General features: G+C 66.4%; 21 protein-coding genes. 12 read left to right on the top strand and 9 right to left on the bottom strand.

Features of this window, described 5'->3' with window-relative positions:
• The first annotated feature begins 55 nt into the window (after window positions 1–55).
• The 4 genes from gmhB to gloA are packed head-to-tail and all read left to right on the top strand — an operon-like array spanning window position 56 to window position 2,604.
• On the top strand, window positions 56–589 hold the full coding sequence (gene gmhB, locus VVD47_RS10535) for a D-glycero-beta-D-manno-heptose 1,7-bisphosphate 7-phosphatase (protein ID WP_327603419.1): 534 nt from the start codon (window positions 56–58) through the stop codon (window positions 587–589).
• Between the two features lie 46 nt (window positions 590–635).
• A complete protein-coding gene (locus VVD47_RS10530; RefSeq protein ID WP_327603418.1) occupies window positions 636–1,412 on the top strand; it encodes a lysophospholipid acyltransferase family protein in 777 nt (258 codons plus the stop codon).
• Between the two features lie 6 nt (window positions 1,413–1,418).
• Window positions 1,419–2,171, top strand: a complete 753-nt coding sequence (locus VVD47_RS10525) for a M48 family metallopeptidase (RefSeq protein ID WP_327603417.1) — start codon at window positions 1,419–1,421, stop codon at window positions 2,169–2,171.
• A gap of 43 nt (window positions 2,172–2,214) precedes the next feature.
• Window positions 2,215–2,604 (top strand): lactoylglutathione lyase, encoded by a 390-nt coding sequence (gene gloA / locus VVD47_RS10520; protein ID WP_327603416.1) that lies wholly within the window; start codon window positions 2,215–2,217, stop codon window positions 2,602–2,604.
• Window positions 2,605–3,142: 538 nt separating this feature from the next.
• Here the strand turns inward: gloA and VVD47_RS10515 are convergent.
• The 6 genes from VVD47_RS10515 to earP form a co-directional block, all read right to left on the bottom strand.
• Window positions 3,143–3,886, bottom strand: coding sequence for a hypothetical protein (locus VVD47_RS10515; protein ID WP_327603415.1), 744 nt, complete (start codon window positions 3,884–3,886; stop codon window positions 3,143–3,145).
• A 519-nt stretch (window positions 3,887–4,405) separates the two neighbouring features.
• Window positions 4,406–10,069: an excinuclease ABC subunit UvrA gene (gene uvrA / locus VVD47_RS10510; protein ID WP_327603414.1), complete on the bottom strand. Its 5,664-nt coding sequence runs from the start codon at window positions 10,067–10,069 to the stop codon at window positions 4,406–4,408.
• Between the two features lie 140 nt (window positions 10,070–10,209).
• Window positions 10,210–11,040, bottom strand: coding sequence for a hypothetical protein (locus VVD47_RS10505; protein ID WP_327603413.1), 831 nt, complete (start codon window positions 11,038–11,040; stop codon window positions 10,210–10,212).
• A 230-nt stretch (window positions 11,041–11,270) separates the two neighbouring features.
• Entirely contained in the window at window positions 11,271–11,681 is a 411-nt protein-coding gene (gene rnk / locus VVD47_RS10500) for a nucleoside diphosphate kinase regulator (RefSeq protein WP_327603412.1), read from the bottom strand.
• 107 nt (window positions 11,682–11,788) lie between these two features.
• Complete coding sequence (gene efp / locus VVD47_RS10495) at window positions 11,789–12,346, bottom strand: elongation factor P (protein ID WP_327603411.1); 558 nt, start codon at window positions 12,344–12,346, stop codon at window positions 11,789–11,791.
• Window positions 12,347–12,439: 93 nt separating this feature from the next.
• Window positions 12,440–13,591, bottom strand: a complete 1,152-nt coding sequence (earP, locus tag VVD47_RS10490) for an elongation factor P maturation arginine rhamnosyltransferase EarP (RefSeq protein ID WP_327603410.1) — start codon at window positions 13,589–13,591, stop codon at window positions 12,440–12,442.
• Between the two features lie 94 nt (window positions 13,592–13,685).
• Here earP and VVD47_RS10485 point away from each other — a divergent pair, with 94 nt between their 5' ends.
• Both VVD47_RS10485 and murB read left to right on the top strand, forming a co-directional pair.
• Entirely contained in the window at window positions 13,686–14,861 is a 1,176-nt protein-coding gene (locus VVD47_RS10485; protein ID WP_327603409.1) for an MFS transporter, read from the top strand.
• Window positions 14,862–14,892: 31 nt separating this feature from the next.
• Window positions 14,893–15,903, top strand: a complete 1,011-nt coding sequence (gene murB, locus VVD47_RS10480; RefSeq protein ID WP_327603408.1) for a UDP-N-acetylmuramate dehydrogenase — start codon at window positions 14,893–14,895, stop codon at window positions 15,901–15,903.
• 3 nt (window positions 15,904–15,906) lie between these two features.
• Here the strand turns inward: murB and VVD47_RS10475 are convergent, their stop codons facing one another.
• Entirely contained in the window at window positions 15,907–16,098 is a 192-nt protein-coding gene (locus VVD47_RS10475; protein ID WP_327603407.1) for a hypothetical protein, read from the bottom strand.
• Window positions 16,099–16,199: 101 nt separating this feature from the next.
• Between VVD47_RS10475 and VVD47_RS10470 the strand changes: the two genes are divergently transcribed.
• The 4 genes from VVD47_RS10470 (at window position 16,200) to purU (ending at window position 18,635) form a co-directional block, all read left to right on the top strand.
• Window positions 16,200–16,661: a hypothetical protein gene (locus VVD47_RS10470; protein ID WP_327603406.1), complete on the top strand. Its 462-nt coding sequence runs from the start codon at window positions 16,200–16,202 to the stop codon at window positions 16,659–16,661.
• 90 nt (window positions 16,662–16,751) lie between these two features.
• A complete protein-coding gene (gene thrH / locus VVD47_RS10465; protein WP_327603405.1) occupies window positions 16,752–17,360 on the top strand; it encodes a bifunctional phosphoserine phosphatase/homoserine phosphotransferase ThrH in 609 nt (202 codons plus the stop codon).
• Between the two features lie 12 nt (window positions 17,361–17,372).
• Window positions 17,373–17,729: a 5-carboxymethyl-2-hydroxymuconate Delta-isomerase gene (locus tag VVD47_RS10460; protein ID WP_327603404.1), complete on the top strand. Its 357-nt coding sequence runs from the start codon at window positions 17,373–17,375 to the stop codon at window positions 17,727–17,729.
• Between the two features lie 45 nt (window positions 17,730–17,774).
• The gene (gene purU, locus VVD47_RS10455) at window positions 17,775–18,635 is read left to right on the top strand and encodes a formyltetrahydrofolate deformylase (RefSeq protein ID WP_327603403.1); all 861 of its coding nucleotides are present in this window, start codon (window positions 17,775–17,777) and stop codon (window positions 18,633–18,635) included.
• A gap of 182 nt (window positions 18,636–18,817) precedes the next feature.
• On the opposite strand, the gene VVD47_RS10450 is transcribed toward purU, so the two are convergent.
• Entirely contained in the window at window positions 18,818–19,261 is a 444-nt protein-coding gene (locus VVD47_RS10450) for a copper chaperone PCu(A)C (protein ID WP_327603402.1), read from the bottom strand.
• A 160-nt stretch (window positions 19,262–19,421) separates the two neighbouring features.
• Between VVD47_RS10450 and VVD47_RS10445 the strand changes: the two genes are divergently transcribed.
• Window positions 19,422–21,674 carry a GGDEF/EAL domain-containing response regulator gene (locus VVD47_RS10445; protein ID WP_327603401.1) on the top strand — a complete coding sequence of 751 codons (2,253 nt, stop codon included), beginning with the start codon at window positions 19,422–19,424 and terminating at the stop codon, window positions 21,672–21,674.
• Window positions 21,675–21,717: 43 nt separating this feature from the next.
• Window positions 21,718–24,918 carry a PAS domain S-box protein gene (locus VVD47_RS10440; protein WP_327603400.1) on the top strand — a complete coding sequence of 1,067 codons (3,201 nt, stop codon included), beginning with the start codon at window positions 21,718–21,720 and terminating at the stop codon, window positions 24,916–24,918.
• A gap of 21 nt (window positions 24,919–24,939) precedes the next feature.
• Here VVD47_RS10440 and VVD47_RS10435 read toward each other — a convergent pair whose 3' ends face one another.
• On the bottom strand, window positions 24,940–26,283 hold the full coding sequence (locus VVD47_RS10435; protein WP_327603399.1) for an exonuclease domain-containing protein: 1,344 nt from the start codon (window positions 26,281–26,283) through the stop codon (window positions 24,940–24,942).
• Between the last annotated feature and the right edge of the window lie 36 nt (window positions 26,284–26,319).

The following is a 26,319-nucleotide window of genomic DNA, read 5'->3' as shown; positions in this document are numbered from 1 at the left end:
CCAGCGCGGCACGCACCACATTTCACGTTTCACATTTCACGTTTCACACGCCCTCATGAAGTTCATCATCCTCGACCGTGACGGTGTCATCAACGAAGACTCCGCGCAGTTCATCAAGTCGCCGGACGAGTGGAAGCCCATTCCCGGCAGCCTGGAGGCGATCAGCCGGCTGGAGGACGCGGGCTATCGCGTCGTCATCGCCAGCAACCAGAGCGGCGTGGGGCGCGGCCTGTTCGACATGGACACGCTGAACGCCATCAACGACAAGATGGTGCGCGCGGTGAACCACGCCGGTGGCCGCATCGACGCCATCTTCTTCTGCCCGCACCCGGCCGACTCCACCTGCGAATGCCGCAAGCCGAAGCCCGGCCTGTTCAGGCAGATCGCCGAGCGCTTCAACATCGACCTCAACGGCGTGCCGACCGTGGGCGACAGCCTGCGCGACCTGCAGGCCGGCGTCGCAGTGGGCTGCACGCCTTTCCTGGTGCTGACCGGCAAGGGCACCAAGACGGCGGTCGATCCCGAATTGCCCGCCGGCACCAAGGTGTTCCCCGACCTGATGGCCGTCGCCCGCCACCTGGTTCCCTGATCCGCGTTCTGAACCATCCCCCGAGCTGGCTCCACGAGACTCACCCATGCATCTGCTGCGCTCCATCCTCTTCGCCATCCTGCTGACGATCACCATTCCGCCGGCCGCGCTCGTCGCGCTGTGCATGGCGCCGTTTCCGCCGCAGCTGCGCTACAAGGTGATCTCCAAGTGGGCGCAGAGCATGATGCCGCTGATCCGCATCGTGCTCGGCATCCGCTACCGCGTCATCGGTCGCGACAACCTGCCCACCGTGCCCTCGGTGATCCTCTCCAAGCACCAGTCGGCCTGGGAGACCATCGCCTTCCAGGCCATCTTCCCGCCCATCGCCTTCGTGCTGAAGCGCGAGCTGCTGCGCCTGCCCTTCTTCGGCTGGGGCCTGGCGCAGATGCCTATCATTTCCATCGACCGCGCCGCCGGCAAGGACGCGCTGCTGCAGGTCGTGGATCAAGGCAAGGCACGCATCGCCGAAGGTTTCTGGGTGGTGGTGTTTCCCGAAGGCACGCGCGCAGCCATCGGTTCGCAGAAGCGCTACAAAGTGGGCGGCGCCTCGCTGGCCATCGGCGCCAACGCACCGGTGGTGCCGGTGGCGCACAACGCCGGCGAGTTCTGGCGCCGCAATGCCTTCGTCAAGCGTCCGGGCGAGGTGGTGGTCAGCATCGGCCCCGCCATCGACCCCAAGGGTCTCAGCGCCGAAGAACTCAACATCCGCGTCGAGGCCTGGATCGAAGGCGAGATGCGCCGCCTCTTCCCGCATCACTACGGCGATGCCGCCCCCACCGTGTTGTCCACACTGGCCGACGAGCCGGTGCGGTCGCGGAGCTGAGCCCCGGTGCCGGCGCTGCGCGACCCGCAGACCGGCGACAGCCGCCGCAGCATCCTGCTGGCGGGTCGCAGCATCGACTACACGCTGAAGCGGGCCAAGCGTCGCACGCTGGGCCTCACCATCGACGACCGCGGCCTCACGGTGGCCATTCCCCTGCGCGGCAGCATCCGCGATGCGGAAGAGTTCATCCGCGAGAAGGGCGCCTGGGTGCTGGAGAAGCTGGACGAATGGGCCCAGCGCGCACCACCCGCGGTCCACGTACTCGAAGACGGCTCCAAGTTCCCGCTGCGCGGCCGCCAGTGCACCCTGCGCCTGGTGCCGGACCTGTCGCAGCCGCGCTGGCTGGAAGACATCTACGGCCACGAGCTGCACATCGCCCCCTACCGCGACGGCGTGCTGCGCACCCTGGTCATGCGCGCCATCCAGTCCTACGCGCTGCGCTACTTCAAGGGCCGCATAGAGGAGTACGCCTACACCCTGCAGCAGTTCGCGCCGGACATCCGCATCCCCACGCTGCGCCTCACCAACGCCAACACGCGCTGGGGCAGTTGCAGCAAGCTCAGCGGCATCCGCCTCAACTGGCGGCTCATCCACCTGCCCAGCGCGCAGATCGACTACGTGGTGGCGCACGAGCTCGCCCACCTCGTGGAGATGAACCACTCGTCCCGCTTCTGGGCTGTGGTGGCCGAGATGTACCCCGACTACGACGAGGCACGCGCCGCGCTGCGCGATGCCAATCGCATCATCCCCGCCTGGTAGGCGGCCTTCGCCATCTGTTTCACCGTTTCAAAAGGAGCATCACATGCGCGTACTGCACACCATGATCCGCGTCGGCGACCTTGACCGATCGATCCAGTTCTACACCGAAGTCCTCGGCATGCACGTACTGCGCAAGTCCGACTACCCGGAAGGCAAGTTCACCAACGTCTTCGTGGGCTACGGCGACGAGTCGGAGCACGCGGTCATCGAGTTGACCTACAACTACGGCGTGGAGAAGTACGAGATGGGCACCGGCTTCGGTCACGTCGCCCTGGCTGTTGAAGACGCCTACAAGGCCTGTGCCGACATCAAGGCACGCGGCGGCGTGGTGACCCGCGAGGCCGGGCCGATGAAGCACGGCACGACGGTCATCGCCTTCGTGCAGGACCCGGATGGGTACAAGATCGAGTTGATCCAGAAGGGAACGCTGTAAGGCGTTGGTGTATCGAGGCGCGTGTGACGCGCCTCTTACTTGCTCGTCATTCCTGCGCAGGCAGGAATCCAGCGACGTTGCGTTGCTCTTCGCGCTTCGTTATCCCAGCACACCCTCACGCACCGTCATTCCCGCAAAAGCGGGAATCCAGTGTCGTTGGTTTTGCCTTTGGTTTTGTTCTACCGGCTCCCGCCGCGTCTTCCGTGCTTGATCGCTACGCCGAGCCGGGAGTTCGCCCCGGCGGGCGAGGTACTTTCTTTGTGCGGACAAAGAAAGTACCCAAAGAAAGCCGCCCCGCTTCCGCCGCCGCCTTCGGCGGTTCCCTGCGCTGCGCGCCATGCCGAGCGGCTCCGCAACTCGCCCTCAGTCTCTCGCTACGCTCGGCCTTCGGTGCTCAAACATGCTCGCCGTCGCGCTACGCGCGATCCCTCGTCACGGCTGTGCTGCTCGGCGGCTGCAGAGGGGACTTGGGGTTGTGCCACCTCGCCATACTTAACCTATGCATCGGCACTGGTGACGCGAACCAACCAACGCTAACTCACCTGTGATCCGTACCTTTGAAGAGCTTCTTGCCTACGTATTGATTGAGGAGATGGTGCATGCCACTCGACGCTCTTACCAGTTCGGTTAAGAGGGGAAGGATTGGGCTGACGGCTGCGAAGAAATCCGCGGCAATTGCCGCTACCTCAAGCTCGTTAATGTCCCTGATCAAACGATACTGTCTCATGGCATCAGCATCCCTGTGAGCAATAGTGAAATTGCGGATGTCTGCCAGTTTTGACTTGGCGTCGGCATGGACCGTGGCCAAGTTCTTCAGAGCCACTCCAAGCTCGTTTCTTAGTCGCTTGGGCGGGGAAAAGAAATCCATTGCTGATCTGAACTGACCTCCTGTGACTTTCTGCATGTCTAACTCGTAAATCATCAAGGCTACGTTCCTAGCAAGTAGCTTTCTGAGCCACCAGTCATGCGATGTGAGAAGGTCGACTTTGATGGCGGCGATATCTCTGTTCATGGTGAGCAGATACAGACCCGCGCGATAGATGGCCATGCTGTGCTGAAGATTCAGTTTCTCTGCACCCCTGTAGGCGTACAGCGTTGACTCATACGCGGAAACCAAGGCCTTGGTTGTGGCTTTCGTGTCCCGTAGCAGCTTTCGCTTTACGAGTCTTCGACCTAAAGCTCTGCCGTTGCGGATTCCCCAAATGCGCCACCACCTCTGCATCGTCTCAGGGCTGGACGAAATAAAGCGCTTGAAGCCACCCGTCTTGTTCTTTCTATCCATAGCTATGTCTCTGGCGCGAGGTTGACCAAGTCAAGCGGTATCAAGGAATTTCTTAGAACGCTACTGCAGCCCATGTACCACGAAGGGCGCGCTAAGCGTAGCGCAGCGAACCATATGCAGTACGGAACAAGTCGACGCTGCATGAATTGGCACGGATCCAATCCCCTCTGTAGCCGCCGAGCAGCACAGCCGTGACGAGGGATCGCGCGTAGCGCGACGGCGAGGATGTCTGAGCGCGCAAGCGCGAGTTCCGCAGCCGCTCGGCATGGCGCGCAGCGCAGGGAACCGTGCGAAGCACGGCGGCGGAAGCGGGGCGCGATTCTTTGGTTACTTTCTTGCCGCGCAGCAAGAAAGTAACTCGCCCGCCGGGGCGAACTCCCGGCGCGGCTTACAGATCAAGCACGGAACGCACGGCGGGAGCCGGTAGAACCACCCCTCTCCCCAGCCCTCTCCCGCTGAGGGGAGAGGGGGCAAAGTCACTGGATTCCTGCCTTCGCAGGAATGACGGGCGGGTAGGAGCTACCCCGTCCGCGCCAGAAACTTCGCGAGCGCCCGCCCCGTGTGCGTCTTCGCCTTCACACACTTCGCCACCGGCCCGGCGAAGACGATCTTGCCGCCGCCGTCGCCACCTTCCGGCCCGAGGTCGATGATCCAGTCGGCCTCGGCCATGACATCCAGGTCGTGCTCGATGACCAGCACTGAGTTGCCGGCATCGACGAGGCGATGCAGCACCAGGATCAGCTTCTCCACGTCTGCCATGTGCAGGCCGACCGTGGGTTCGTCCAGCACGTAGAGCGTGTGCGGCGTCTTCGCGCGGCCGCGGGTGGCGCCGTCGGGTTTGACTTTCACCAGCTCGGTGACCAGTTTGATGCGTTGCGCTTCGCCGCCGGACAGCGTCGGCGAGGCCTGGCCCAGCGTGAGGTAGCCGAGGCCGACGTCCTGCAGCAGCTTCAGCGGATGCGAGATGGAGGGGTGCGCGGCGAAGAAGTCGACGGCTTCGTCGACCTCCATCGCCAGCACGTCGGCGATGGTCTTGCCGCGCCAGCTGGCGGTCAGCGTGTCGGCGTTGAAGCGTGCGCCGTTGCACACGTCGCAGGGCACCTTCACGTTGGGCAGGAAGTTCATCTCCACCGTTTTCATGCCCTGGCCTTCACAGGCGTCGCAGCGGCCGCCGCTGGTGTTGAAGGAGAAGCGGCCGGGGCCCCAGCCGCGCAGGCGGGAGGTTTCGCTGTCGGCGTACAGCTTGCGCACGGCGTCCCAGAAGCCGATGTAGGTGGCGGGGCAGCTGCGCGGGGTCTTGCCGATGGGGGTCTGGTCGACTTCCAGCACGCGGCCGACCTGGTCCCAGCCTTCGATGGCGTCGCAGCCGAAGATGTCGACCTTGCTGCGGCGGTTCTTGCCGGAGTTGGCGTCGATGACGAGGCGGCGCAGGTTGGCGTGCAGCACGTCGCGCGCGAGGGTGGACTTGCCGGAGCCGGACACGCCGGTGACGACGGTGAGGCGGCCGAGCGGGATGCGGGCGTCCACGTCCTGCAGGTTGTGCAGGCTGGCACCGCTGACTTCGACGACGGGCGTCTCTGCGTCTACCTTGCGCGGCGGATGCAGCGGGTGGATCAGCGGCTGGCGCAGGCAGCGGCCGGTGGTGGATGCCTCGATGGCGATCAGTTCGTCGGCGGTGCCCTGCCCGACGATGTGGCCGCCGCGCGTGCCGGCGCCGGGGCCGAGGTCGATGACGTGGTGGGCGCGGCGGATGGTGTCTTCGTCGTGCTCCACCACCACCACCGTGTTGCCCTTTTCCTGCAGGGCATGCAGGGTGTCGAGCAGCAGGTGGTTGTCGCGCGGGTGCAGGCCGATGCTGGGCTCGTCCAGCACGTAGCAGACGCCGCGCAGATTGGTGCCGAGTTGCGAGGCGAGGCGGATGCGTTGCGCTTCGCCGCCGGACAGCGTCGGCGCGCCGCGCTCCAGCGTCAGGTAGCCGAGGCCCACGTCGCGCAGGAATGACAGGCGACTGCCCAGTTCGGACAGGATGTCGCGGCCGATCTCGGCTTCACGCCCGCTGAGCTTAAGGCCCTTCACCCAGTCCAGCATGTGGCTGACCGACAGTTCGCTGTAGCCGGCGATGCTGCGCTCCTTGAACTCGACGGCCAGCGCGGTGGGGTTGAGGCGTTTGCCCTCGCAGACGTGGCAGACCTCTTCTTCCTCGGCGTCGGGGTCGTCCGCGCTCTTGTCATAACTCAGGCCGGCGAACTCCATCTCGGTCTGGTCCAGTTCCGGGTCCTTCAGCCACTTCGCCAGCTTCACGCCGGTGCCGCAGCACTCCTCGCACCAGCCGTGCTTGGAGTTGTAGGAGAACAGGCGCGGGTCGAGTTCCGGGAAGCTCTCGCCGCAGGTGGGGCAGGCGCGCTTGGTGGAGAACACCGTCGCGTCGTTGGCGGCATCGATCAGATACAGCACGCCCTTGCCATAGGCCAGCGTGTCGCTGATGGCCACGCGCAGGCTCTTCTCATCGCGCGGCGATACCTTCAGCGTCACCAGCGGCAGCTCGATGTTGTGCTCCTTGAAGCGGTCGAGTCGTGGCCAGGGCTTGGTGGCGATCAGTTCGCCATCCACGCGCAGGTGTGTGTGGCCCTTGGCGGCCATGGTCTTGGCGAGGTCGGTGTACAAGCCCTTGCGGCCGACGATCAGGGGCGCGGCCAGGGTGACGGTCTGGTTCTTCCAGTCGCGCAGGATGCGCGCGGCAATCGCGTCCTCGCTCTGCGGCTCGATGGCGTCGCCGTGCTGCGGGCAGTGCTGGGTGCCGAGCTTCACGAACATCAGGCGCAGGAAGTGGTGCACCTCGGTCAGCGTGCCCACCGTGCTCTTGCGGCCGCCGCGGCTGGTGCGCTGCTCGATGGCAACCGTCGGCGGAATGCCGAAGATGGCATCCACGTCCGGCTTGGCGGCCGGCTGTACGAACTGGCGCGCGTAAGCGTTCAGCGATTCGAGGTAACGGCGCTGGCCTTCGGCGAAGAGGATGTCGAAGGCCAGCGTGGACTTGCCGGAGCCGGACACGCCGGTCACCACCGTGAAGCGCTGGTGCGGGATGTCGACGGAGACGTTCTTCAGGTTGTGCTCACGGGCGTGCACGATGCGGACGGCATCTGGGGTGGCGGGGCGGTAGCGTACAGAGGGCTCGGCGGCACGGAGTGCGGCTGCGGCTTTCGTTTTCTTGCCTGTTGTCTTGGCGGCGGGCTGTGCCAGCGCGTCCAGGTACTCGGCGAGTGCACGACCCGTGTGCGTGTCACTGTCACGCAGTGCGGCTGCAGTGCCTTCGAACATGATCTGTCCGCCGCCTTCGCCCCCTTCCGGGCCGAGGTCGATGACCCAGTCGGCGGCGGCGACGATGTCGAGGTTGTGCTCGATCACCAGCACCGAGTGGCCGGCTTCCACCAGGCGCGACAGCGCGCGCAGCAGCTTGGCGACGTCGTCGAAGTGCAGGCCGGTGGTCGGTTCGTCGAACAGGAACAGCAGGGAGTCGACGGCCTTCTTCGTCGCGGGTTTGCCGGCGGCCTTTGCAGCCGTCCTGGCGCCCTTGCGATGCAGCTTCTCGTAGGTCGCGGCGAGGTGGCCTGCGAGTTTGAGGCGCTGCGCTTCGCCGCCGGACAGCGTGGGTACCGGCTGGCCCAGGGTCAGGTAGTCGAGGCCGACATCGATCAGCGGTTGCAGCGCACGCGCCAGCTCTCCATCACCGGCGAAGAATTCCAGCGCATCGCGCACCGTCATGTCCAGCATGTCGGCGACCGACTTGCCGGCGATGTGTACTTCCAGCACTTCGGGGCGGAAGCGCTTGCCGTCGCAGTCCGGGCAGCGCAGGTAGACGTCGGACAGGAACTGCATCTCGACATGCTCGAAGCCGCTGCCGCCGCAAGTGGGGCAGCGGCCGTCGCCGGCGTTGAAGCTGAAGGTGCCAGCGGTGTAGCCGCGCGCTGCCGATTCGTCGAGCGCGGCGAAGCGCTTGCGGATGGCATCCCAGGCGCCGACGTAGCTGGCCGGGTTGGAACGCGCGGTCTTGCCAATGGGTGACTGGTCGACCATCACCACGCCGGTGATGTCCTCCAGGCCCTGCAGCGAGTCGAATTCCCCGGGTGTCTCGGTGGCCTCGCCGAAATGCTTCTGCAGCGCGGGGTAGAGCACGTCCTGGATCAGCGTGCTCTTGCCGGAGCCGGACACGCCGGTCAGCGCGACGAAGCGACGCAGCGGCAGCGACAGCGTGACTTCGCGCAGGTTGTGCTGGCGTGCGCCGCGCAGCGTGAGGCGCGGCGTCCATTCCGCGACTTCGCGTGCGGTCAGGCCGGCGTCCACGCGACGATGACCGCCGAGGTATTGCGCGGTGAGCGTATCGGTGCGTCCGCGCAGGTCGTCCGGCGTGCCCCAGAACACGATGTCACCGCCCTGTTTGCCGGGGCCGGGGCCGATGTCGAGGATGCGGTCGGCGGCGAACATGACGGCGGGATCATGCTCGACGACGATCAGCGAATTGCCGGCATCGCGCAGCCGGTGCATCACGCCGTTGATGCGCGTCATGTCGCGCGGGTGGAGGCCGATGGAGGGCTCGTCCAGCACGAACAGGGTGTTGACCAGCGAGGTGCCGAGCGCGGTGGTGAGGTTGATGCGCTGCACCTCGCCGCCGGACAGGGTGCGGCTCTGGCGGTCCAGCGTCAGGTAGCCGAGGCCGACTTCGCCGAGGTAGCCGAGGCGGCTCTTCAGCTCGTCCATCAGCAGGACCGTGGCCTGGTCCAGTGGGGTGGGCAGTTTCAGCGCGAGGATGAATTCGCGCAGGCGCTCTACCGGCAGCAGCATGGCCTCATGGATGTTGAGGCCGGGCAGGCGCCGCAGGGCGGCGTCGGACATCGTGACGCCGCGCGCGCGGAAACGCTTGACGCCTTCCGGCGTGGCATCGCCGACGCGCCACAGCAGCGATTCGGTCTTCAGCCGCGCGCCCTCGCACACCGTACAGGGCGTGTACGCGCGGTAGCGCGACAGCAGCACGCGGATGTGCATCTTGTAGGCCTTGGTTTCCAGCCAGTCGAAGAAGGCGCGCACGCCGTACCACTTGCGCGTGCCGGTCTTCTCCCAGCTCACCCATTCCGGGTCGCCTTCGAACACCCACAGGCGATGTTCCTCCGGCAGGTCGCGCCAGGGGACGTCCATGGCGACGCCGTGCTTCTTCGCATGCTTGGTGAGATCGTCTTGGCATTCGCGGTAGCTGTCGGTCTGCCAGGGCTTGATGGCGCCGCCGGCCAGGGTCTTCGATTCGTCGGGGATGACCAGGCCGGGGTCGACGCCGATGACGCGGCCGAAACCGCGGCAGGCTTCGCAGGCGCCGACTGCGCTGTTGAAGGAGAACTGCGCCGGCGTCGGGTCGGCGTAGTGAATGTCGCAGTCCGCGCAGTGCAGGTCGGCGGAGAACTTCCACTGCGTGCCTTCGGCGTCGACACGCAGGCGGCCATTGCCGAGCTTCAGCGCGTTCTCCACCGCTTCCAGCAGGCGCGACTGCTCCACGCTGCCGGCGCGGAAGCGGTCGGTGGTGACCACCAGCCATTGCGGATCGGCGTCCGCCTCAATGCGGGCGTAGCCCTGTGCCTCCAGCGCGGCGCGGATCTCGGCCTCGCTGAAGTTGTCCGGGATGCGCACCGGCGCGATGACCGCCAGGCGAGGGTCATTGGCCTGCGTGGCACGCTGGCGGATGCTGTCGGCGATGTGCGGTGGCGTCTCGCGGCGCACTTCCTTGCCGCAGTTGCGGCAGTGCAGGTGCGAGCAACGCGCGAACAGCAGCTTGAGGTGGTCGTTCAGCTCGGTCATGGTGCCGACCGTGCTGCGCGAGGTGCGCACCGGATTGGTCTGGTCGATGGCGATGGCCGGCGGCACGCCTTCGATGGCATCCACCTGCGGCTTGTCCATGCGGTCCAGGAATTGGCGCGCGTAGGGGCTGAAGGTCTCCACGTAGCGGCGCTGGCCCTCCGCGTACAGCGTGTCGAACACCAGCGAACTCTTGCCCGAGCCGGACGGACCGGTGACGACCACCAGCTCGCCGGTGGGAATGTCCAGGCTGAGGTTCTTCAGGTTGTTCTGGCGGGCGCCGCGGATGCGGATGGTCGGCGCGGCACTGGGAGCATATCGGGGGGCGTTTTTCGGGGAGGGCATTGCGACCTGCAGCGACAGGGGAAACCTGCCAAGTCTACTTGGTGTGAGCGTCGGGTTTTGTCAGTAGCTGACAAAGATCGCGGCGCCAAAGCAAACGGCAGCCCACGGGCTGCCGTTGCTTGCCCTGATTGCTCGGGGAGTCAGTGGCGCGACCGCAGGCTCCGCCGCATGCCGAACAGGGCAAGGCCCACGAGTGCAAGCGAGGACGGGATCGGGACGCTACCCGGTTCTTCGGGGTCCTCGCCGCCGCCCGCCACGAAGCAGATGATCTCCTCCAGGCGGGCCTCGACGTCCACGCCGGACAGGCCTTCCAGGTAAGCACCACCCGTGCTGCCGTACAGTTCACCGTTACCGGGATCGCCACCGATCGCCATCGCCCGGAACAGCGCAGGAACGCCGGCAAAGGGGTCGTCGGTGACCCACGAGAACAGGAAGATGCCTGCCGCGATGGCGGCCTCGTTGGCCGCCTTGGCAGCAACGAAGTCCATTGCGTTCACCGGGCTGCCATTCTCGGTACCCTCGTCGCCGATGGTGACGATGGCGTGGTAGTTCTTCTGGGTCGCGGTGGCGTCCGTACCCCAGTCGAAATAGTTCACCAGATCGACGACGCCCCAGCCGTTGTCTTCGGACTGGTCGCTGGTCGGCGTGCCGCTCTTGCCAAGTACGTAGCTGCGGACGTTCTCGTTGAACACCGAGCCGGAATTGCCGGTGATGCCCATGAAACGCGCCCGCACATAGCAATCGATGTCGGGACAGCTCAGGTTGGCAACGACCCGGTTCGCGGCTGCGCCGATAGCCGAGATGTCATCGCTCATCGATGCGGACGTGTCGATCATGAAAACGATATCGACGATGGCGCTGGCCGATGCCTGGTTGGCGGCGTCACCGCCGATGAGCAGCCCTGCCTGGCTTGCACTCGCCCCGCCGAGAAGGCAGGCACTGAACAAGAGCTTCGTTAACTCCTTGCGCATCACACTTCTCCTTACGGGTTGCTACGTTGTCGATGCGCTGTCGACGCAAACGCCGTGCCACACTAAAAAGACCATGTCTTTCAGTGGCTTGGGAAAAATGATTGGCGGTGGAGAAACAAAAGTGTAACGGGCGCCGACGATTGTCATGGCAGGCAGGGCGCGAGGCAGGGGCGGTCGTGGCGCTCCTGCATCCACGCCGTGCTGCGAAGAGCCGGCGTGGTTCCGGGTGATCAGTCGCCGATTTCTTCGCCGTTGCTCTCCGGTTGCCAGGGCAGCTCGATGACGTGCAGGCGCAGCTTGCGGCCGCCCGGTACCTGCCAGTCGATGCGCTGGCCGACACGCAGGCCCAGCAGGGCACTGCCGACCGGGGTGAGCACGGACAGGCGGGGCACGTCGGTCTTGTCGGCATCCCAGGGGTAGCTGAGGACGTATTCGAACTCCTCGGCTTCCGGCTCGAAGGTGAAGCGGACGCGGGAGTTCATCGTCACCACGTCGGGACGCACGCTGCGCGGCTCGACGATGTCGGCGCGCAGCAGTTCGGACTCCAGGCCTGCAACGTCCTGGCCCTGCGCCTGTGCGAGATGCACGACGCGGTCCAGGCGGGCGTAGTCCAGGCTGGTCAGGGTGATGGCAGGTTTCATGGTGGAGAGGTCTCCCTTGTGGTTGCGGCGCAGCTGCAAAAACGGCGCGCCAAAAAAAAGAGGGGGCTGTTTCCAGCCCCCTTTTTCCCGAAACGGATGGACTGTGCTTACTTCACGCGCGCCTTGTACTCGTCGGTGCGGGTGTCGATTTCGATCTTGTCACCGATCTCGACGAAGGCCGGCACCGGCAGTTCGAAGCCGGTGGCCAGCTTGGCGGGCTTCATGACCTTGCCGGAGGTGTCGCCCTTCACGGCGGGTTCGGTATAGGTCACTTCGCGGATGACGGAGTTCGGCAGTTCCACCGAAATGGCCTTCTCGTTGTAGAACACCACTTCGCACTGGAGGCCGTCTTCCAGGTACTTCAGCGCGTCGGTCATGTTCTCGGCTTCGATCTCGAACTGGTTGTACTCGGCGTCCATGAAGACGTACATGGGATCGGCGAAGTACGAGTAGGTCACTTCCTTGCGGTCCAGCTGCACGACTTCGAACTTGTCGTCGGCCTTGTAGACCGATTCAGACGGCGCGCCGGTCAGAAGGTTCTTCAGCTTCATCTTGACCACGGCGGCGTTGCGGCCGGACTTGTTGTATTCGGCCTTCTGCACGACCAGGGCGTCGTTGCCGACCATGATCACGTTGCCGGAGCGGAGTTCTTGAGCGGTTTTCATCGGAGTACGGGTAAAAGAAATTCGGTGTGTTCGGACGGTCGGATCTGGCGGGACGCTTCGGTGAATCTCATGCGGCCGGATCCGGAAAACCCATTATTTTAGCAATGAGTTACAGAAATCCGCTAGCTGCCGGGCGAGGTCGGGCCGGGTGGCGAGCGCTGCCTCCCACCCGGCGGCGTGGCGGGTCAGCGTGGGCAGGGCGTCCAGCAGGGCGGGCCAGGGCGGCAGGGTGCTGTCCGTGTCGCCATTCCAGCCCGACCAGAAGCTGCGCAAGGCCAGCGCCGCCGATGGTTCCAGGCCGGCCACGTAGCGCTGCAGGAAGGCTTCCAGCTTCACGAGATGGGCGCCTTCGCGCTGCGGGTAGATGTGCCAGACCAGCGGCCGGCGCGCCCATTGCGCACGCACGAAGGAGTCTTCGCCGCGTACGAAATTGAGGTCGCAGGCCCACAGCAGGCGGTCGTAGTCGGCGTGGTGCAGGAAAGGCAGCACGGCCAGCGTCAGCGCGCCCCGCCGTACGATGCTGCCGGCGGCCAGGCCCTCGTCGTCGGCCCAGTGCTTGACGCCAGCCAGCACACGGCCGACGGGCACGGCGCAGAACACCGGTTGCGGGCCCGCGGCCCACAGGTCCAGCAGGCCGGGCAGGGCCGCATTCTCGTAGGCGAAGAGGGAGACCTTGAGCGCGCCTTCCGGCGGCGTCGTGCCGGTGTGCTGCTGCCAGAAGCCGGTCTGGGCCGTGGCGTCGGCCTGGAAGGCGTCGCGTTCGCCGGCGAGGTCGGCTTCGCGCAACAGGCCGCCGGTCGCGGGGGTGAAGCCCGGCGAGAAGAAATGGCTTTGCAGCGGCAGGCGCGGATGGGGCGAGCCCAGTTTGTGCACGCCTTCCACCCAGGCTTCCGCGCTCAGGTAGTCGAGGTTGATCCACACCGGACGCGGCTGGCGCTCGGCCATGCGCTGCTCGAAGGCTTCGCCCAGTGCGCAGCCGAAGGCTTCCACCACCACGTCGCCGGGCACCGCGCCGGCCGGGGCCGCGGGCGTCCAGTGCAGGATGTCGACGCCTTCCAGCGTCTGGTGCGGCAGGCCGGGTTGCAGGCGCGGCTCCAGCAGCCCGAAGCTGACCGGGTCGTCCACCCACAGGCGGACCCGCAGACCATGTTCCTTGCGGAGCTGGCGGGCGAGTCGCCAGCTCACGCCGATGTCGCCGAAGTTGTCGACGACGCTGCAGAAGATGTCCCAGTGTGCTGCGTGCATGGAAGGGGATTGTGTCTCAGCGCCCGCGGTTTGCGTACGCGTTGCATGTGCCGTCAATTTGTCTGACAACTTGGGGCGGCGCTATAATCACGGCGTGAGTTTTCGCCGCTTCCCGCCCCAGCTGTACGCGCTGATGGCCATTTCCCTGTTGTGCCACGTCACCATGTCAGGTGGCCGCGTCACGGCAGGCCTGTACGTGCTGCGGGCCGGGTATTCCGAAGCGTGGGCCGGCGTCCTGTTCGGCCTCTACAGCCTGCTTCCCGTCCTCATTTCCCTGCGCATCGGCCGCCTGGTGGACCGTGTCGGCGTCACGCCCGTGATGCGCGGTGCGCAGGCGGTGCTGCTGTTCGGCCTGCTGGTGCCGGTGTTGTGGCCGGGGGCGGGCGCGGTGGTGGTCACCGCGTTGGCCAGCGGGCTGGGCTTCAATGCTTTCATGCTGGCGGCCTTCGTGCTGGTCGGCCAGGCGTCGGGCGGCGATCGTGCCCTGCGCACCAGCATGTTCGCGTGGGTGATGCTGGGCAATTCGGTGTCGGCCATCTTCGGACCGGCGCTGGCGGGCGCACTGATCGACAACGGTGGCTTCCGCGTCACCTTCGCGGTGCTGGCGGCCATTGTCGGCAGCGGCCTGGTGGCAGGGCGCTTCGTGCCGCTGTCGCTGCCGGGCGAGACGCTGGGAGCGGACCCCGGCCAGCCGCGCAGCATCTGGTTGTTGCTGCGCGAGGAGCAGGACATGCAGCGGGTGCTGATGGTCAGCGCCTTGCTGGCGGTGGGCTGGGACGCCTTCCAGTTCCTGGTGCCGGCGATCGGCCACCAGCGCGGCTACAGCGCGACGCAGATCGGGCTGATCATGTCCGCCTTCGCTGTCGGCGCATTTGCCGTGCGCCTGGTGTTCCCGTGGCTGACCCGGCATGTGGGCGAGTGGCGGCTGGTCATCACGGCATTGCTCGTCAATGCGGGGGCCTTCGCCTTGATGCCGGCGTCGGTGTGGCCGCCGCTGATGATGACGCTGGCCTTCGTGCTCGGCTTCTGTACCGGTGGTGCGCAACCCAGCGTGCTGTCGCTGCTGCACCAGTCGGCCCCGCCTGGCCGGGCGGGCGAGGCCATCGGCCTGCGCGCGACCATCAACCATTTCACCGGGCTGACTTCTCCGACCGTTTTCGGCACGGTGATGGCCGTCGCCGGTGCCTGGGTGGGATTCGGCGCGGTTGCCATTACCATGCTGGGGGCCGCGCAACTGGCGCGCCGCGGGGAGCACCCGCCGGCGCCATAGCGTGCGGCATCATCCACTCAAGCCGCTTCGCATGAACCTGTTCGCTCCCGCCGACCTCACCCCCTTGAACACCCTCGGGCTGCGCAGCCACGCACAGTCCCTGCTGCGCATCGACAGCGTGGCGCAACTGGAAGCGCTGGCGCTCGGCCGGGCCTTTATGGACGGACCGGTGGTCGTGCTGGGCGGCGGCAGCAACATCGTGGCGCCGCAGGAAGTGCACGCGCGGGTGCTGCAGATGGCGATCCACGGCCGCGAGCGCGTCGGTCAAACGGCCGATCACTGGCTGGTGCGCGCCGGCGCTGGCGAGGTCTGGCACGACTTCGTGCGCTGGACGCTGGAACAGGGCCTGCCGGGGCTGGAAAACCTGTCCCTGATTCCGGGCACGGTGGGGGCCGCGCCGATCCAGAACATCGGGGCCTACGGGCTGGAGCTGGCGAGCCGTTTTCACAGCCTGGAAGCCGTGCACCTGGACGGTGGGGAGACGCGCACGTTCACGGCCGCCGAGTGCCGCTTCGGCTATCGCGACAGTGTGTTCAAGCACGCGGACGGTGTGCGCTGGGTGATCGTCTCCGTGACCTTTGCCTTGCCGCGTCGCTGGCAGGCGGTGAAAGGCTATGCCGACGTCGCCCGCGAGCTGGAAGGCATCGCCGAGCCGACACCGCTGCAGGTTTCCGATGCGGTCGTCGCCATCCGCCAGCACAAGCTGCCGGATCCGTCACGCATCGGCAATGCCGGCAGCTTCTTCAAGAATCCGGTGGTGAGTGCCACGCAGCATGCTGCGCTGGCCTCTGCCCACCCCGGGCTGCCGGCCTATCCGCAGGCGGACGGCACGGTGAAGCTGGCGGCCGGCTGGCTGATCGAACAGGCCGGCTGGAAAGGCCGCCGCCTGGGCCCGGTGGGCATGTACGAACGGCAGGCGCTGGTGCTGGTGAACCATGGCGGTGCCACTTCGCAGGACGTGCGTGCACTGGCGGATGCGGTGCAGGCTGACGTGGCGCAGCGCTTCGGCGTACGGCTGGAGCCGGAGCCGGTATTCCTGTAGCGCCTAGAGCTGGCGTAGCAGCCAGGCATCCAGCGCTTCTTCGTACTCCTTCTTCAGGCGCTGGTGGATGGTCCACACGCAGGCGTCGCCGCATTCATTGCCGCAGCAATCGAAGACGTCGGGTTCGCGGGGTGGCTGTGGCCGCGGGTCATCCGCCGGTGAGGCGGGGGCGGGTGGTTGCTGGTCTTGCTGCATGCGCTGATTTTACTGCGCCTGCCTCAGCGGACAGCTTGCTGCCCTGCAGAATCGCGCCAGAATGCCGATTCCCCTTCGTCACCGTCCTGCATGTCGATCTCATGAAGCTTCCGTCCTTCCCTGGCGCCGCCGCGCTGCTTGCCTTCCTTGCCCTTCCCGCCGCCGCCCAGATGGTTCCCTTGCAGGAAGGCGACGTTTCCGGCGCCTGCGGCTGCCGTTTCGGGTCGGACGCGCCGGGCAAGCCCACCCTGGTGTTCTGGAGCCAGGAAGGCAAGCGGGAGGCCGTGCTGCGCACCGCCAAGGGCGTGCAGAAGCTCAACCTGTACGGCGAGAAGTACATCCCCGAGCAGCGGGAAGTGCCGCGCATCAGCGACCGCTTCACGCTGCAGGTGGCCAACGGTGACACCAACGTGCAATGGCTGGGCACGGTGACCAGCAGCTGTTCGCCCAAGGCCAAGCGCTGCGCGGGGACGTCCTACAAGGGCCGCCTGGTGGTGCTGTGGGACGGCAAGCGCCGCGAGCAGCTGGACGCCTGGGGCCAGTGTTCCTGCCCCGCGCCCTGACTGCCGCCGCTTCACTGCTGCTGCGCAGGGCGGTGTGACCCTTGCCGCGTGTAGAATCCGGCATCCTTTTCAACGTGCAAGGGTCTGGTTGTGCACATCGTTTGCCTCGACATGGAAGGCGTGCTCGTTCCGGAAATCTGGATCGAGTTCGCGGACCGCACCGGTATTCCGGAACTGCGTCGCACCACCCGCGACGAGCCGGACTACGACAAGCTCATGAAGTACCGCCTGGGCATCCTGGCGGACCGCAAGCTCGGCCTGCCGGACATCCAGGCGGTGATCGCCGAGATGGGGCCGATGCCCGGCTGCAAGGAATTCCTCGACGACCTGCGCCGTGACTACCAGGTCGTCATCCTGTCGGACACCTTCTACGAGTTCGCCAAGCCGCTGATGGTGCAGCTGGGCCAGCCTACGCTGTTCTGCCACAAGCTGGAGGCGGATGCGAACGGCATCCTGGTGAACTATCACCTGCGTCAGCCGAACCAGAAGCAGAAGGCGGTGGAAGCCTTCCGCGGCCTCAACTTCAAGGTCATCGCCGCGGGCGACTCCTACAACGACACCACCATGCTGGGCGCCGCGCACGCGGGCATCCTGATGCATCCGCCGGAGAACGTGGTGCGTGAGTTCCCGCAGTACCCGGTGGTGCGCAGCTACCCCGACCTGCGCGCGGAGATCGACCGCGCCTCGGCGCGCATCTGACAGGCCGCGCCCATGCCGCATCTCGTCATCGAGTACACCGGCAACCTGGGCGCTGTCTTCGATCCCGACGCCGCGCTGCGCGCGGCCAATGCCAGCCTGATCGCCAGCGGTGTCTTCGAGCCCGGCCACATCAAGAGTCGCGCGGTGGCGCTGACGCACTTCCGCGTCGGTGACTGCGACGCGGACCAGGCATTCATCCATGCCGAGTTACGCCTGCACGACGGACGTAGCGCGGAAACCCGCCAGGCACTCGGGCGGGGCGTAGCAAGTGCTTTGCAGTCTGTCTGCCGCACGAAGCCCGGCCTGCATGTCCAGATCACGGTCGAGGTGCTGGAGCTTCAGCGCGCGTTTTATATGAAGGCCGAATGAAGGTCGGACGTGACGTCTGAAGACGGCCGCTCCCCAGAGACCACCATGCAAACCCAACGCTTCTATACCCTCACCGCATCCTGTCCCGACCGCGTCGGCATCGTGGCGCGCGTGTCCAACTTCATCGCCGAACATGGCGGCTGGATCCTCGAGACCAACCTGCATGCCGAGCATGAGAGCCGCCGCTACTTCATGCGCATCGAGGTGAAGGCCGATTCGCTGCCTTTCCTGCTCGCCGAGTTCCGCGAACGTTTCGCGCCGCTGGCCCGCGAGTTCGGGATGGAATGGAAGATCACCGACAGCGCGGTGAAGAAGCGCGTCGTGCTGATGGTATCCAAGCAGGAGCACTGCCTCTACGATCTGCTGGCACGCTGGCAATCGAAGGAGCTGGACATCGAGATCCCCTGTGTGATCTCCAACCATGACACCTTCCGCGGTTTCGTGGAGTGGCACGGCATTCCCTTCCACCATGTGCCGGTGACGGCGGAAAACAAGACGGCGGCATACGCCGAGGTGCGTCGCATCGTCGACGACGTGCGCGGCGACTGCGTCGTGCTGGCCCGCTACATGCAGATCCTGTCGCCCGAGCTGTGCGCCGCCTACCCGGGCCGCATCATCAACATCCACCACAGCTTCCTGCCCAGCTTCGTCGGGGCCAAGCCCTACCACCAGGCCTTCGCGCGTGGCGTGAAGCTGATCGGCGCGACCTGCCACTACGTCACCGAGGAACTCGACCAGGGGCCGATCATCGACCAGGACGTGATCCGTGTGGATCACTCCGACGGCGTGGAAGACATGGTGCGGTATGGCAAGGACATCGAGAAGGCGGTGCTGGCGCGCGGGCTGCGCTACCACCTGGAAGACCGGGTGCTGGTCCACGGCAACAAAACCATCGTCTTCAGGTGATCGGCCGCCACAGCCTTTCTGGCGTTGTTGCACCGCCTTGCCGTACCGGCGTGTACTGTCTGCGGCGGCGCGCCTAGCCAGAAAGGCTGTGGCGACCGATCACTCCGCGACGGGAGGTGGAAAAAACAAAGGCTTCGAGATCTGATCCGAAGCCTTTGTTCTTTGGAGCAAGCGTTGGGCTCTTACTTCCCCGGGTAAAAACTCCGCCCCTCCGCCTGCACCACGACTTCGCTGCGCTTGCCGTCCTGTTCGATCTGCAGGGTGATGGGAATGCGCTCGCCGGCGTCCACGCCTTTCTTCAGGCCGACCAGCATGATGTAGCTGCCCAGCGGGATCAGCTTGTAGGGTTTGCCGGGCGGGATCTCGATGCGCTCGACGCGCTTCATCGTCATCAGGTCGCGTCCCTCGGGGTGCTGCATCTCATGCAGTTCGACCTTGTCCGCGCGCGGCGAGCTGGCGCCGACGATGGCGGTGGCGCGCGGGGCCTCGAACACCATGTAGGCGGGGCTGTTCTTCTGGCCGGTGACGGTGCCGCGCACCCAGGCCTCGCTGACGCGCAGATCGGCTGCCTGCGCCAGTCCGTGTATACCCAGTGCGGCGATCAGCAGAAGGGTGCGTGCGCGCATCGTGAAACTCCGTGAAAAGCGTGATTTTACCGCTCCCGGCAGCGTCTGGACGGCGGCAGGGCCCACTCAAGTTCATGGCATGATGTGACGATAAGAGCCTGATCGACGAATCGTATTGCCTCCAGGGCAAGACCGTGTCGGTTGAGCCTGGAGGAGGCCAATGGAGTCCAACCCGCAGCATGACGACGAACTCGTTTTCGTCAGCGATGACGGCGACGTACCACCGGTCGAGGAACCGGTGCAGCGCGCCGCATGGCGGGTACTGATCGTCGACGACGATCCCGACGTCCACACCACCACCACCTTCGCATTGCGCGGCACGCAGGTGCTCGGGCGGCCGCTGCAGTTCATGCACGCCAACTCCGCCCAGGAGGCCTGCGCGATCTTCGAGCGTGACCGCGACATCGCCGTGGTGCTGCTTGACGTGGTCATGGAGCAGGAAGACTCCGGCCTGCAGCTCGTACGCCGGATCCGCGAGCACTATGGCATGCAGGAGACGCGCGTCATCCTGCGCACCGGCCAGCCCGGCTATGCGCCGGAGATGGAAGCCATCCGCGACTATGACATCAACGACTACAAAACCAAGTCGGAACTGACGCGCAACAAGCTCTACACCACGCTCACCGCGTCGATCCGCTCCTACGACCAGATCCGCACCATCAACGCCGGCCGCCGCGGCCTGGACATGGTGGTGCGCGCCACCAGCGAGCTGCTCGCGCTGTCGGGCATCCACAATTTCGCGCACGGCGTCATCACCCAGGCGGCGGCTTTCGTGCGAGGCAGGCCGGACGGATTCATCTGCGTCCGCCGCCCGCCGGAGTTGCGCGACGACAATCACGACGTGGTGGTGATCGCCGCGGTCGGCCGCTATGCCCCCGTTCTCAACAAACCGCTGGGCCAGGTCTCCGACGAGGTTGCCCGCGATGCGCTGGAGCGCTGCCTGCGCGAAGAACGGCACCTGTTCGAGGCGCACGGCACGGCGCTGTTCTTCCGCAGCCGGGACGGCCGCAACATGGCGGGCTGGCTGGACACGCAGGACATCGTGGAAGGCGACCTGCGCCGCCTGCTGGAACTGTTCTCCTCCAACGTCTCCATCGGGCTGGACAACACCCTGCTGTTCTCGCAGCTGCACAACTACGCGTACTTCGATGCCCTGTCCCAGCTGCCCAACCGGCGCAGCCTGATCCAGAAACTGGACGAGCACCTCAGCGGCCCGGAGCGCGGTGGCCACACGCTGGTGCTGGTGGACATCGACAACTTTGCCGAGACCAACGACGCCCTGGGGCACTACTTCGGCGACCTGCTGCTGCAGGCCGTCGCGGTCCGCCTGCAGCTCGCCCTGGGGCGCGACTGCGTGCTGGCGCGCGTGTCCAGCGACACCTTTGCCCTGCTCGGCCGCACCGAGCAACTCATGCCGGCCAGCCTGCAGGCCCTGTTCCGCGAACCCTTCGTCATCGAGAGCCAGGAGCTGATGGTGTCGGTGACCATGGGCATTGCCCACCTGACCGACATCGAGGGCAACGGCAGCGACGCGCTGAAGGATGCCAACATCGCCTTGCGGCGCGCCAAGATGGGTCATCGCGGCGAGTACAGCTTCTTCACTCGCGACATGGCGGTGGAGATCCGCGAGCGTGTGAAGCTGTTGCAGGCACTGCGCCAGGCCATGGAGCGACAGCGGCTGTTCCTCATGTATCAGCCGCAGATCGACCTGGCCAGTGGGCGGCCCTGCGGCATCGAGGCGCTGTTGCGCTGGCGCGGCGATGACGGCCGCATGATCGAGCCGGACCGTTTCATCCCGATCGCCGAGCACTCGGGCATGATCATCAACATCGGCGAGTGGGTGCTGCGCCTGGCCTGCTTCCAGCAGGTGGACCTCGCGCGACGCGGTTTCGACAAGCTGCGCGTCGCGGTCAACGTCTCGGTCAGCCAGTTCCGCCATCCACGATTCATCCCTTCCGTCGTCGCGGCGCTGAAGGACAGCGGCGCCGACCCGGCGCGCATCGAGCTGGAGATCACCGAGTCGATGGCGATGGAGGAAGCGGACTTCATCAACCGCACGCTGGACGACATCAAGGTGCTGGGCGTCAAGATCGCCATCGACGACTTCGGCACCGGCTTCTCCTCGCTGTCCTACCTGCAGCGCCTGCGCGTGGACCGCCTCAAGATCGACCGGGCTTTCGTCACCGATATCGTCGGCGACGAGCGCGCCGGCCGCATTCCGGAACTCGTCATCCAGCTGGGCCAGAAGCTGGGGCTGGCCGTGATCGCGGAGGGCGTGGAAACCGCGGACCAGGCGGACCTGCTGCGTCGCATGGGATGCCACGAGGCGCAGGGCTATCACTTCGCCCGCCCGCTGGAGACCGACGCGCTGCTGGACTGGTTGAACCACCACTCCACCGCTTCGTCGAAGTGACATTTTCCGGGAGGGGCAGGCACGCATGCAGGGGCGAGGCGGCATGAAGGGGCTGACCGTTCGGCGCGCCGTCGTCATGGCCGTGCTGCTCGGCGTGCTGTTGCCGGCCCTGGCTGTCGGCCTGTATCTCGCCCGCGTGCTCTACCAGGACACCCTGCAGTCCGAGATGGCGCGCGCCATGAAGCACGAGACCGACGTGCTGGCGCTGGGCGTGCGTGAGAACCTGTGGGCACTCGACGGTGAGGCCGCCTCGGCGCTGGTCGACGCAGTGATGCGCAACGAGGCGCTGGTGCGGGTGGAAATCCTCGACCCGCAGCTTGGCCGCTTCGTCTACCGCGACGTGCCGGAACGCCGCGTCGGCAACGTGAGCGAGGCCGAGCAGGCCATCGTGCACCGCGGCGAGACCATCGGGCGCGTGCGCATCGAGATGTCCGACGCGGTGCTGGCGGCGCAACTGCGCGCCCAGCTGGCGCTGCTGGCAGGCATGCTGGCCCTGCAGGTCGCGGGCAGCGTGACCCTGATCCTCATCGTCCTCCAGCGTCGCCTCGGGCAACCGCTGGCGCGCCTGTCCGTGGCGGCCACGCGCCTGTCACGCGGCGAGCTGGACACGCCGATCCAGCCGCAGCGTCAGGACGAGATCGGCGAAGTGGAATCGCGTCTCGAAGTGACCCGCCAGGCGCTGCAGGGATTCGTGCGTACCCTGGAGCAGAAGAACCAGGCGCTGGAGGTCGACCTGCGCGAACGCATGCGCGTGGAAGCAGCCCTGCGCGACCGCGAGCAACGCCTGCGCGCCTTCGTCGAGCAAAGCCCGCTGGCGGTTGTGGAATTCGATCTCGGCTGGCACATCCTCGACTGGAATGACGCCGCGGTGCGCATCTTCGGCTGGCGGCGCGAGGAGGTCATCGGTCGCCACATCAGCCTGCTGGTCAGCGAGCGCGACAGGACCGAGGTCGCACAGGTCATGGAACAGCTGCATGCCGGCACGGGCGGCTGGCGTCACAAGAGCCACAGCGTGCGGGCCGACGGCTCCGAGGTGATCTGCCAGTGGTACAACAGCATGATCCGCGACGGTGCCGGCGTCGGTCAGCGCTTCCTGTGCATGGCCGAGGACATCACGGAACGCCAGCGCGCCGACGACGAACTGCGCCGCCTGGCGACCGTCGTCCGCCTCACCACCAACCTCGTGGTGCTGACGGACGCGCAGGGCCGCGTCGAGTGGTTCAACGAGGCTTTTGCCCGTCGCTCCGGCTACGCCGCCGAACAGATCCGTGGCGCCAGCCTCGTCGAGTTGCAACGCGACGAGCACACCGACGCTGCCCAGATCGAAGCACTGTCGCGCGCCCTGCTCCAGGGCGTACCGCTGCGCGAGGCCGAGATGCTGTGCAGCAGCCGGCACGGCGAGCGATACTGGGTCTCGCTGGAACTGCAGCCCATCCGTGATGCGGATGGCATTCTGCAGCAATGCGTCGTGCTGCAGACCGACGTGACCGATCGACACCGGACGACGCAGGCGCTGCGCGGCATCGCGCGCATCGGTGCGAGCCACGAGCCGCTGGAGTTCCTGTCGCATCTGGTCAAGACCGTGGCCGCCGGGACCAACGCCGATGCCGCCTACTTCGCCTTGCGTCGCGACGACAACGAGGATGCCGCCGATGTCGTGACCGCCTGGGCGCCGCCGGGCTGGCCGGTACGCACCGGCATGTTCCATTGGGCGGGTGTCACCGTGGAGGCGGTGAGTACGCATCGCATGCTGGTCATCCCGGCGCACGGCCGTGAGCGCCTGCGCAACGATGCCGTGCTGCGCGGCTGCGAGCGCCTGGAGTCGATGGTGGCGGTGGCCGTCGAGGACGGCGGCGGTCGCGTGGTGGGCTACCTGGCCGCACTGTTCGCGGTGCCGCTGCCGAGCCCCGACGAAGTGCATTCGCTGATCGAGCTGGGCGCCGCGCGCGCCGGGGCTGAGTTCTCGCGCTTGCGCGCACAGGATGCCTTGCGCCACAGCGAGCAGAAGTTCTCCACGATCTTCCAGCAGTCGCCGATCGCGCTGGCCTTGCAGCGCCGGTCCGACGGCCGCTACCTCGACCTGAACCCCGCCTACACCGACACCTTCGGCTTCGCGCGCGAGACGGTCATGGACCGTAGCGACGACGAGATCAGCCTCTATGCCGACCTGGAGCAGCGCGAGCGGGTGCTTGCCGTGTTCCAGCGCCAGGGCCAGGTGTCAGGCGTGGATGTACGCCTGGTGACGGCGGATGGGCAGCTGCGCGATTGCCAGTTGCACCTGCGCAGCGTGTTCATGAACGAACCCTGCGTGCTGATGGCGGTGGTGGATGTGACGCCGATGCGTGACGCCCAGCGACAGGTGGAGGAACTGAACGCCTCCCTGGAGCAGCGTGTCGTCGAACGCACGCGGGCCCTGGCCGATGCCAACCGCGATCTGGAAACCGCGCTGCTCCGCCTGCAGCAGACGCAGAGCGAACTGGTGCGCTCGGAGAAGCTCGCTGCGCTCGGTTCGCTGGTTGCCGGTGTGGCGCACGAGCTGAACACACCGATCGGCAACAGCCTGATGGTCGCCAGCACCTTGCGCGACATCGGTCGCGAGTTCCGTCGGCAAGTCGAGAAAGGCCTGCGTCGCTCCGAGCTGGACAGCTTCATGGAGGAGACCGATTCGGCCTCCGACATCCTCGTCCGCAACCTGCAGCGCGCCGGTGAGCTGATCGTCAGCTTCAAGCAGGTGGCCGTCGACCAGACCAGTTCGAAACGCAGGCAGTTCGACCTGCGCGAGGTGGTGAACGAGATCGTCGTCACCCTTCAGCCCACCTTCCGCAAGACGCCGTTCCAGATCCGCAGCGAGGTGCCCGCCGGCATCCTGCTCGACAGCTACCCGGGGCCTTTCGGTCAGATCGTCGCCAATCTGCTGCAGAACACCGTCATCCATGCCTTCGACGGTCGCGAGGAAGGAACGGTGACGCTGGACGCCACCGTGGTCGGCGAGACCGTGGTGTTCCGTTGCAGCGACAACGGGGTGGGCATCGCGGCAGGGCACCTCAACAAGGTGTTCGATCCGTTCTTCACCACCAAGCTGGGCAGTCAGGGCACGGGCCTGGGCCTGAACATCGTGCACAACATCGTGACCGGGGTGCTGGGCGGGGAGATCTCTGTGATCAGCGAGCCGGATGTGGGCACGGTGTTCACGATGCGCCTGCCGCTCAAGGCGCCGGTCGAGGTCGACGAAGACCTCGCCTGAACGGCGTAGGCCGCCTTCGGTTCAGTCCTGGCCCGGCACTGCGCAACGCGCCAGGTTGCCGTCCTGGGCCAGCCAGCGTTGCAGCAGATGCATGATGTCGGCATCGAAGCGACGTGTGCTGTCCTCGTCGATCCGGCACCAGCGGTCGAAACCCAGCGTCGTTTGCAGCGCGTTGGCTTCCGATTCCTCGTGGATACTGATGGCGCCTGCGAACGGCCACTCGCGCTGGCGCAGCGGCGCGAGCACTTCGCGCAGACGTGCATCATGCGCGTCCGCGCTCTCCATGCCGGCGCAGACGCCCTGGCAGCGCTTCAGGAGATGAGCCTGGCAAGGGCCGGGGCCGGATTTCTCCAGGCCTGCGCGCCGCGGGCAAAGCCGCGCGCGTGCGATCAGGGGCCGCAACACCATCAGCGCCTCGCGCTCGCCGCGGAAGCAGCCATAGACCTCACCCCAGGCCGCCGGGTCGCTGCCGTTGAGGTCGACGAGTTCGAGGATGCCTTCCGCCCGGTCGGCATCCAGTCGCCAGGCGAGGGCGGCCGTCGCACCGCGGGCGGCCAGGCGACGTTCCAGCGCGAGTTCCAGCAACTGGGCGGACAGGTCACCGGCGCAGGGCTGGGCGTCGACGGCATGCACCTTGGCGACCTGCTTCTTGCTGCGCATGTCGTTGGCGGTGAACAGTCCGAGCACCTGCGGCCGCAGGCTGCGGGCGCGGCCGATGCGGATCAGTTCGCCGCTGGCGCCGCGCAACATGAAGACGCCGGGCCCTTCCGGCAGGCCTTCGACGTCGCCCTGCGGCAGACGCGCAACCTTGGTCGGGCCGGAGAAGGCACGTGCCCAGGCCAGGCGCATGCGTTCGGTGTCATGCGCGATGCGAGAGTCCTGCAGGAAGCGCCACACGATCTCGGCATCGTCCATCGCGCGGTGGCGCGACACCACGCTGTAGCCGCCACGCAGGATGATGGCATCCAGGCCGTGGCGCGCATGCTCGGGGTTCAGCGCTCGCGAGAACTTGACCGTGCACAGCACCGAGGGCTCGAAGTTCTTTTCCAGCCGGGCGAAGGCGTTGTGCAGGAAGTTGTAGTCGAAGCGGGCGTTGTGCGCGACGAAGATCGCGCCGTCGCACTGTTCGGCGACCTGGCGCGCGACATCGGCGAAGTCCGGTGCGTCACGCACCATGTCGTCGGTGATGCCGGTGAAGGCCTGGATGCGCGGCGGGATCGGCATGCCCGGGTTGACCAGGCTGCTCCAGCGCGAGATCAACTGATCGCCTTCGGTGACGAGAATGGCGACTTCGGTGATGCGGTCGAGCTTGGGGTCGCCGCCCGTGGTTTCCAGGTCGACGATGGCAAGGCGGGGGTAGTCCATGCAGGGGGCCGGCGCTTGCAGCCGCCGGCGTCAGGC

The organism is Uliginosibacterium sp. H1 (genome assembly GCF_036017065.1).
In the GTDB taxonomy this organism is placed as follows: Bacteria; Pseudomonadota; Gammaproteobacteria; order Burkholderiales; family Rhodocyclaceae; genus Uliginosibacterium.
Note: the sequence above shows the minus strand (reverse complement) of the source record. Positions and strands in the feature narration are given on the sequence as shown.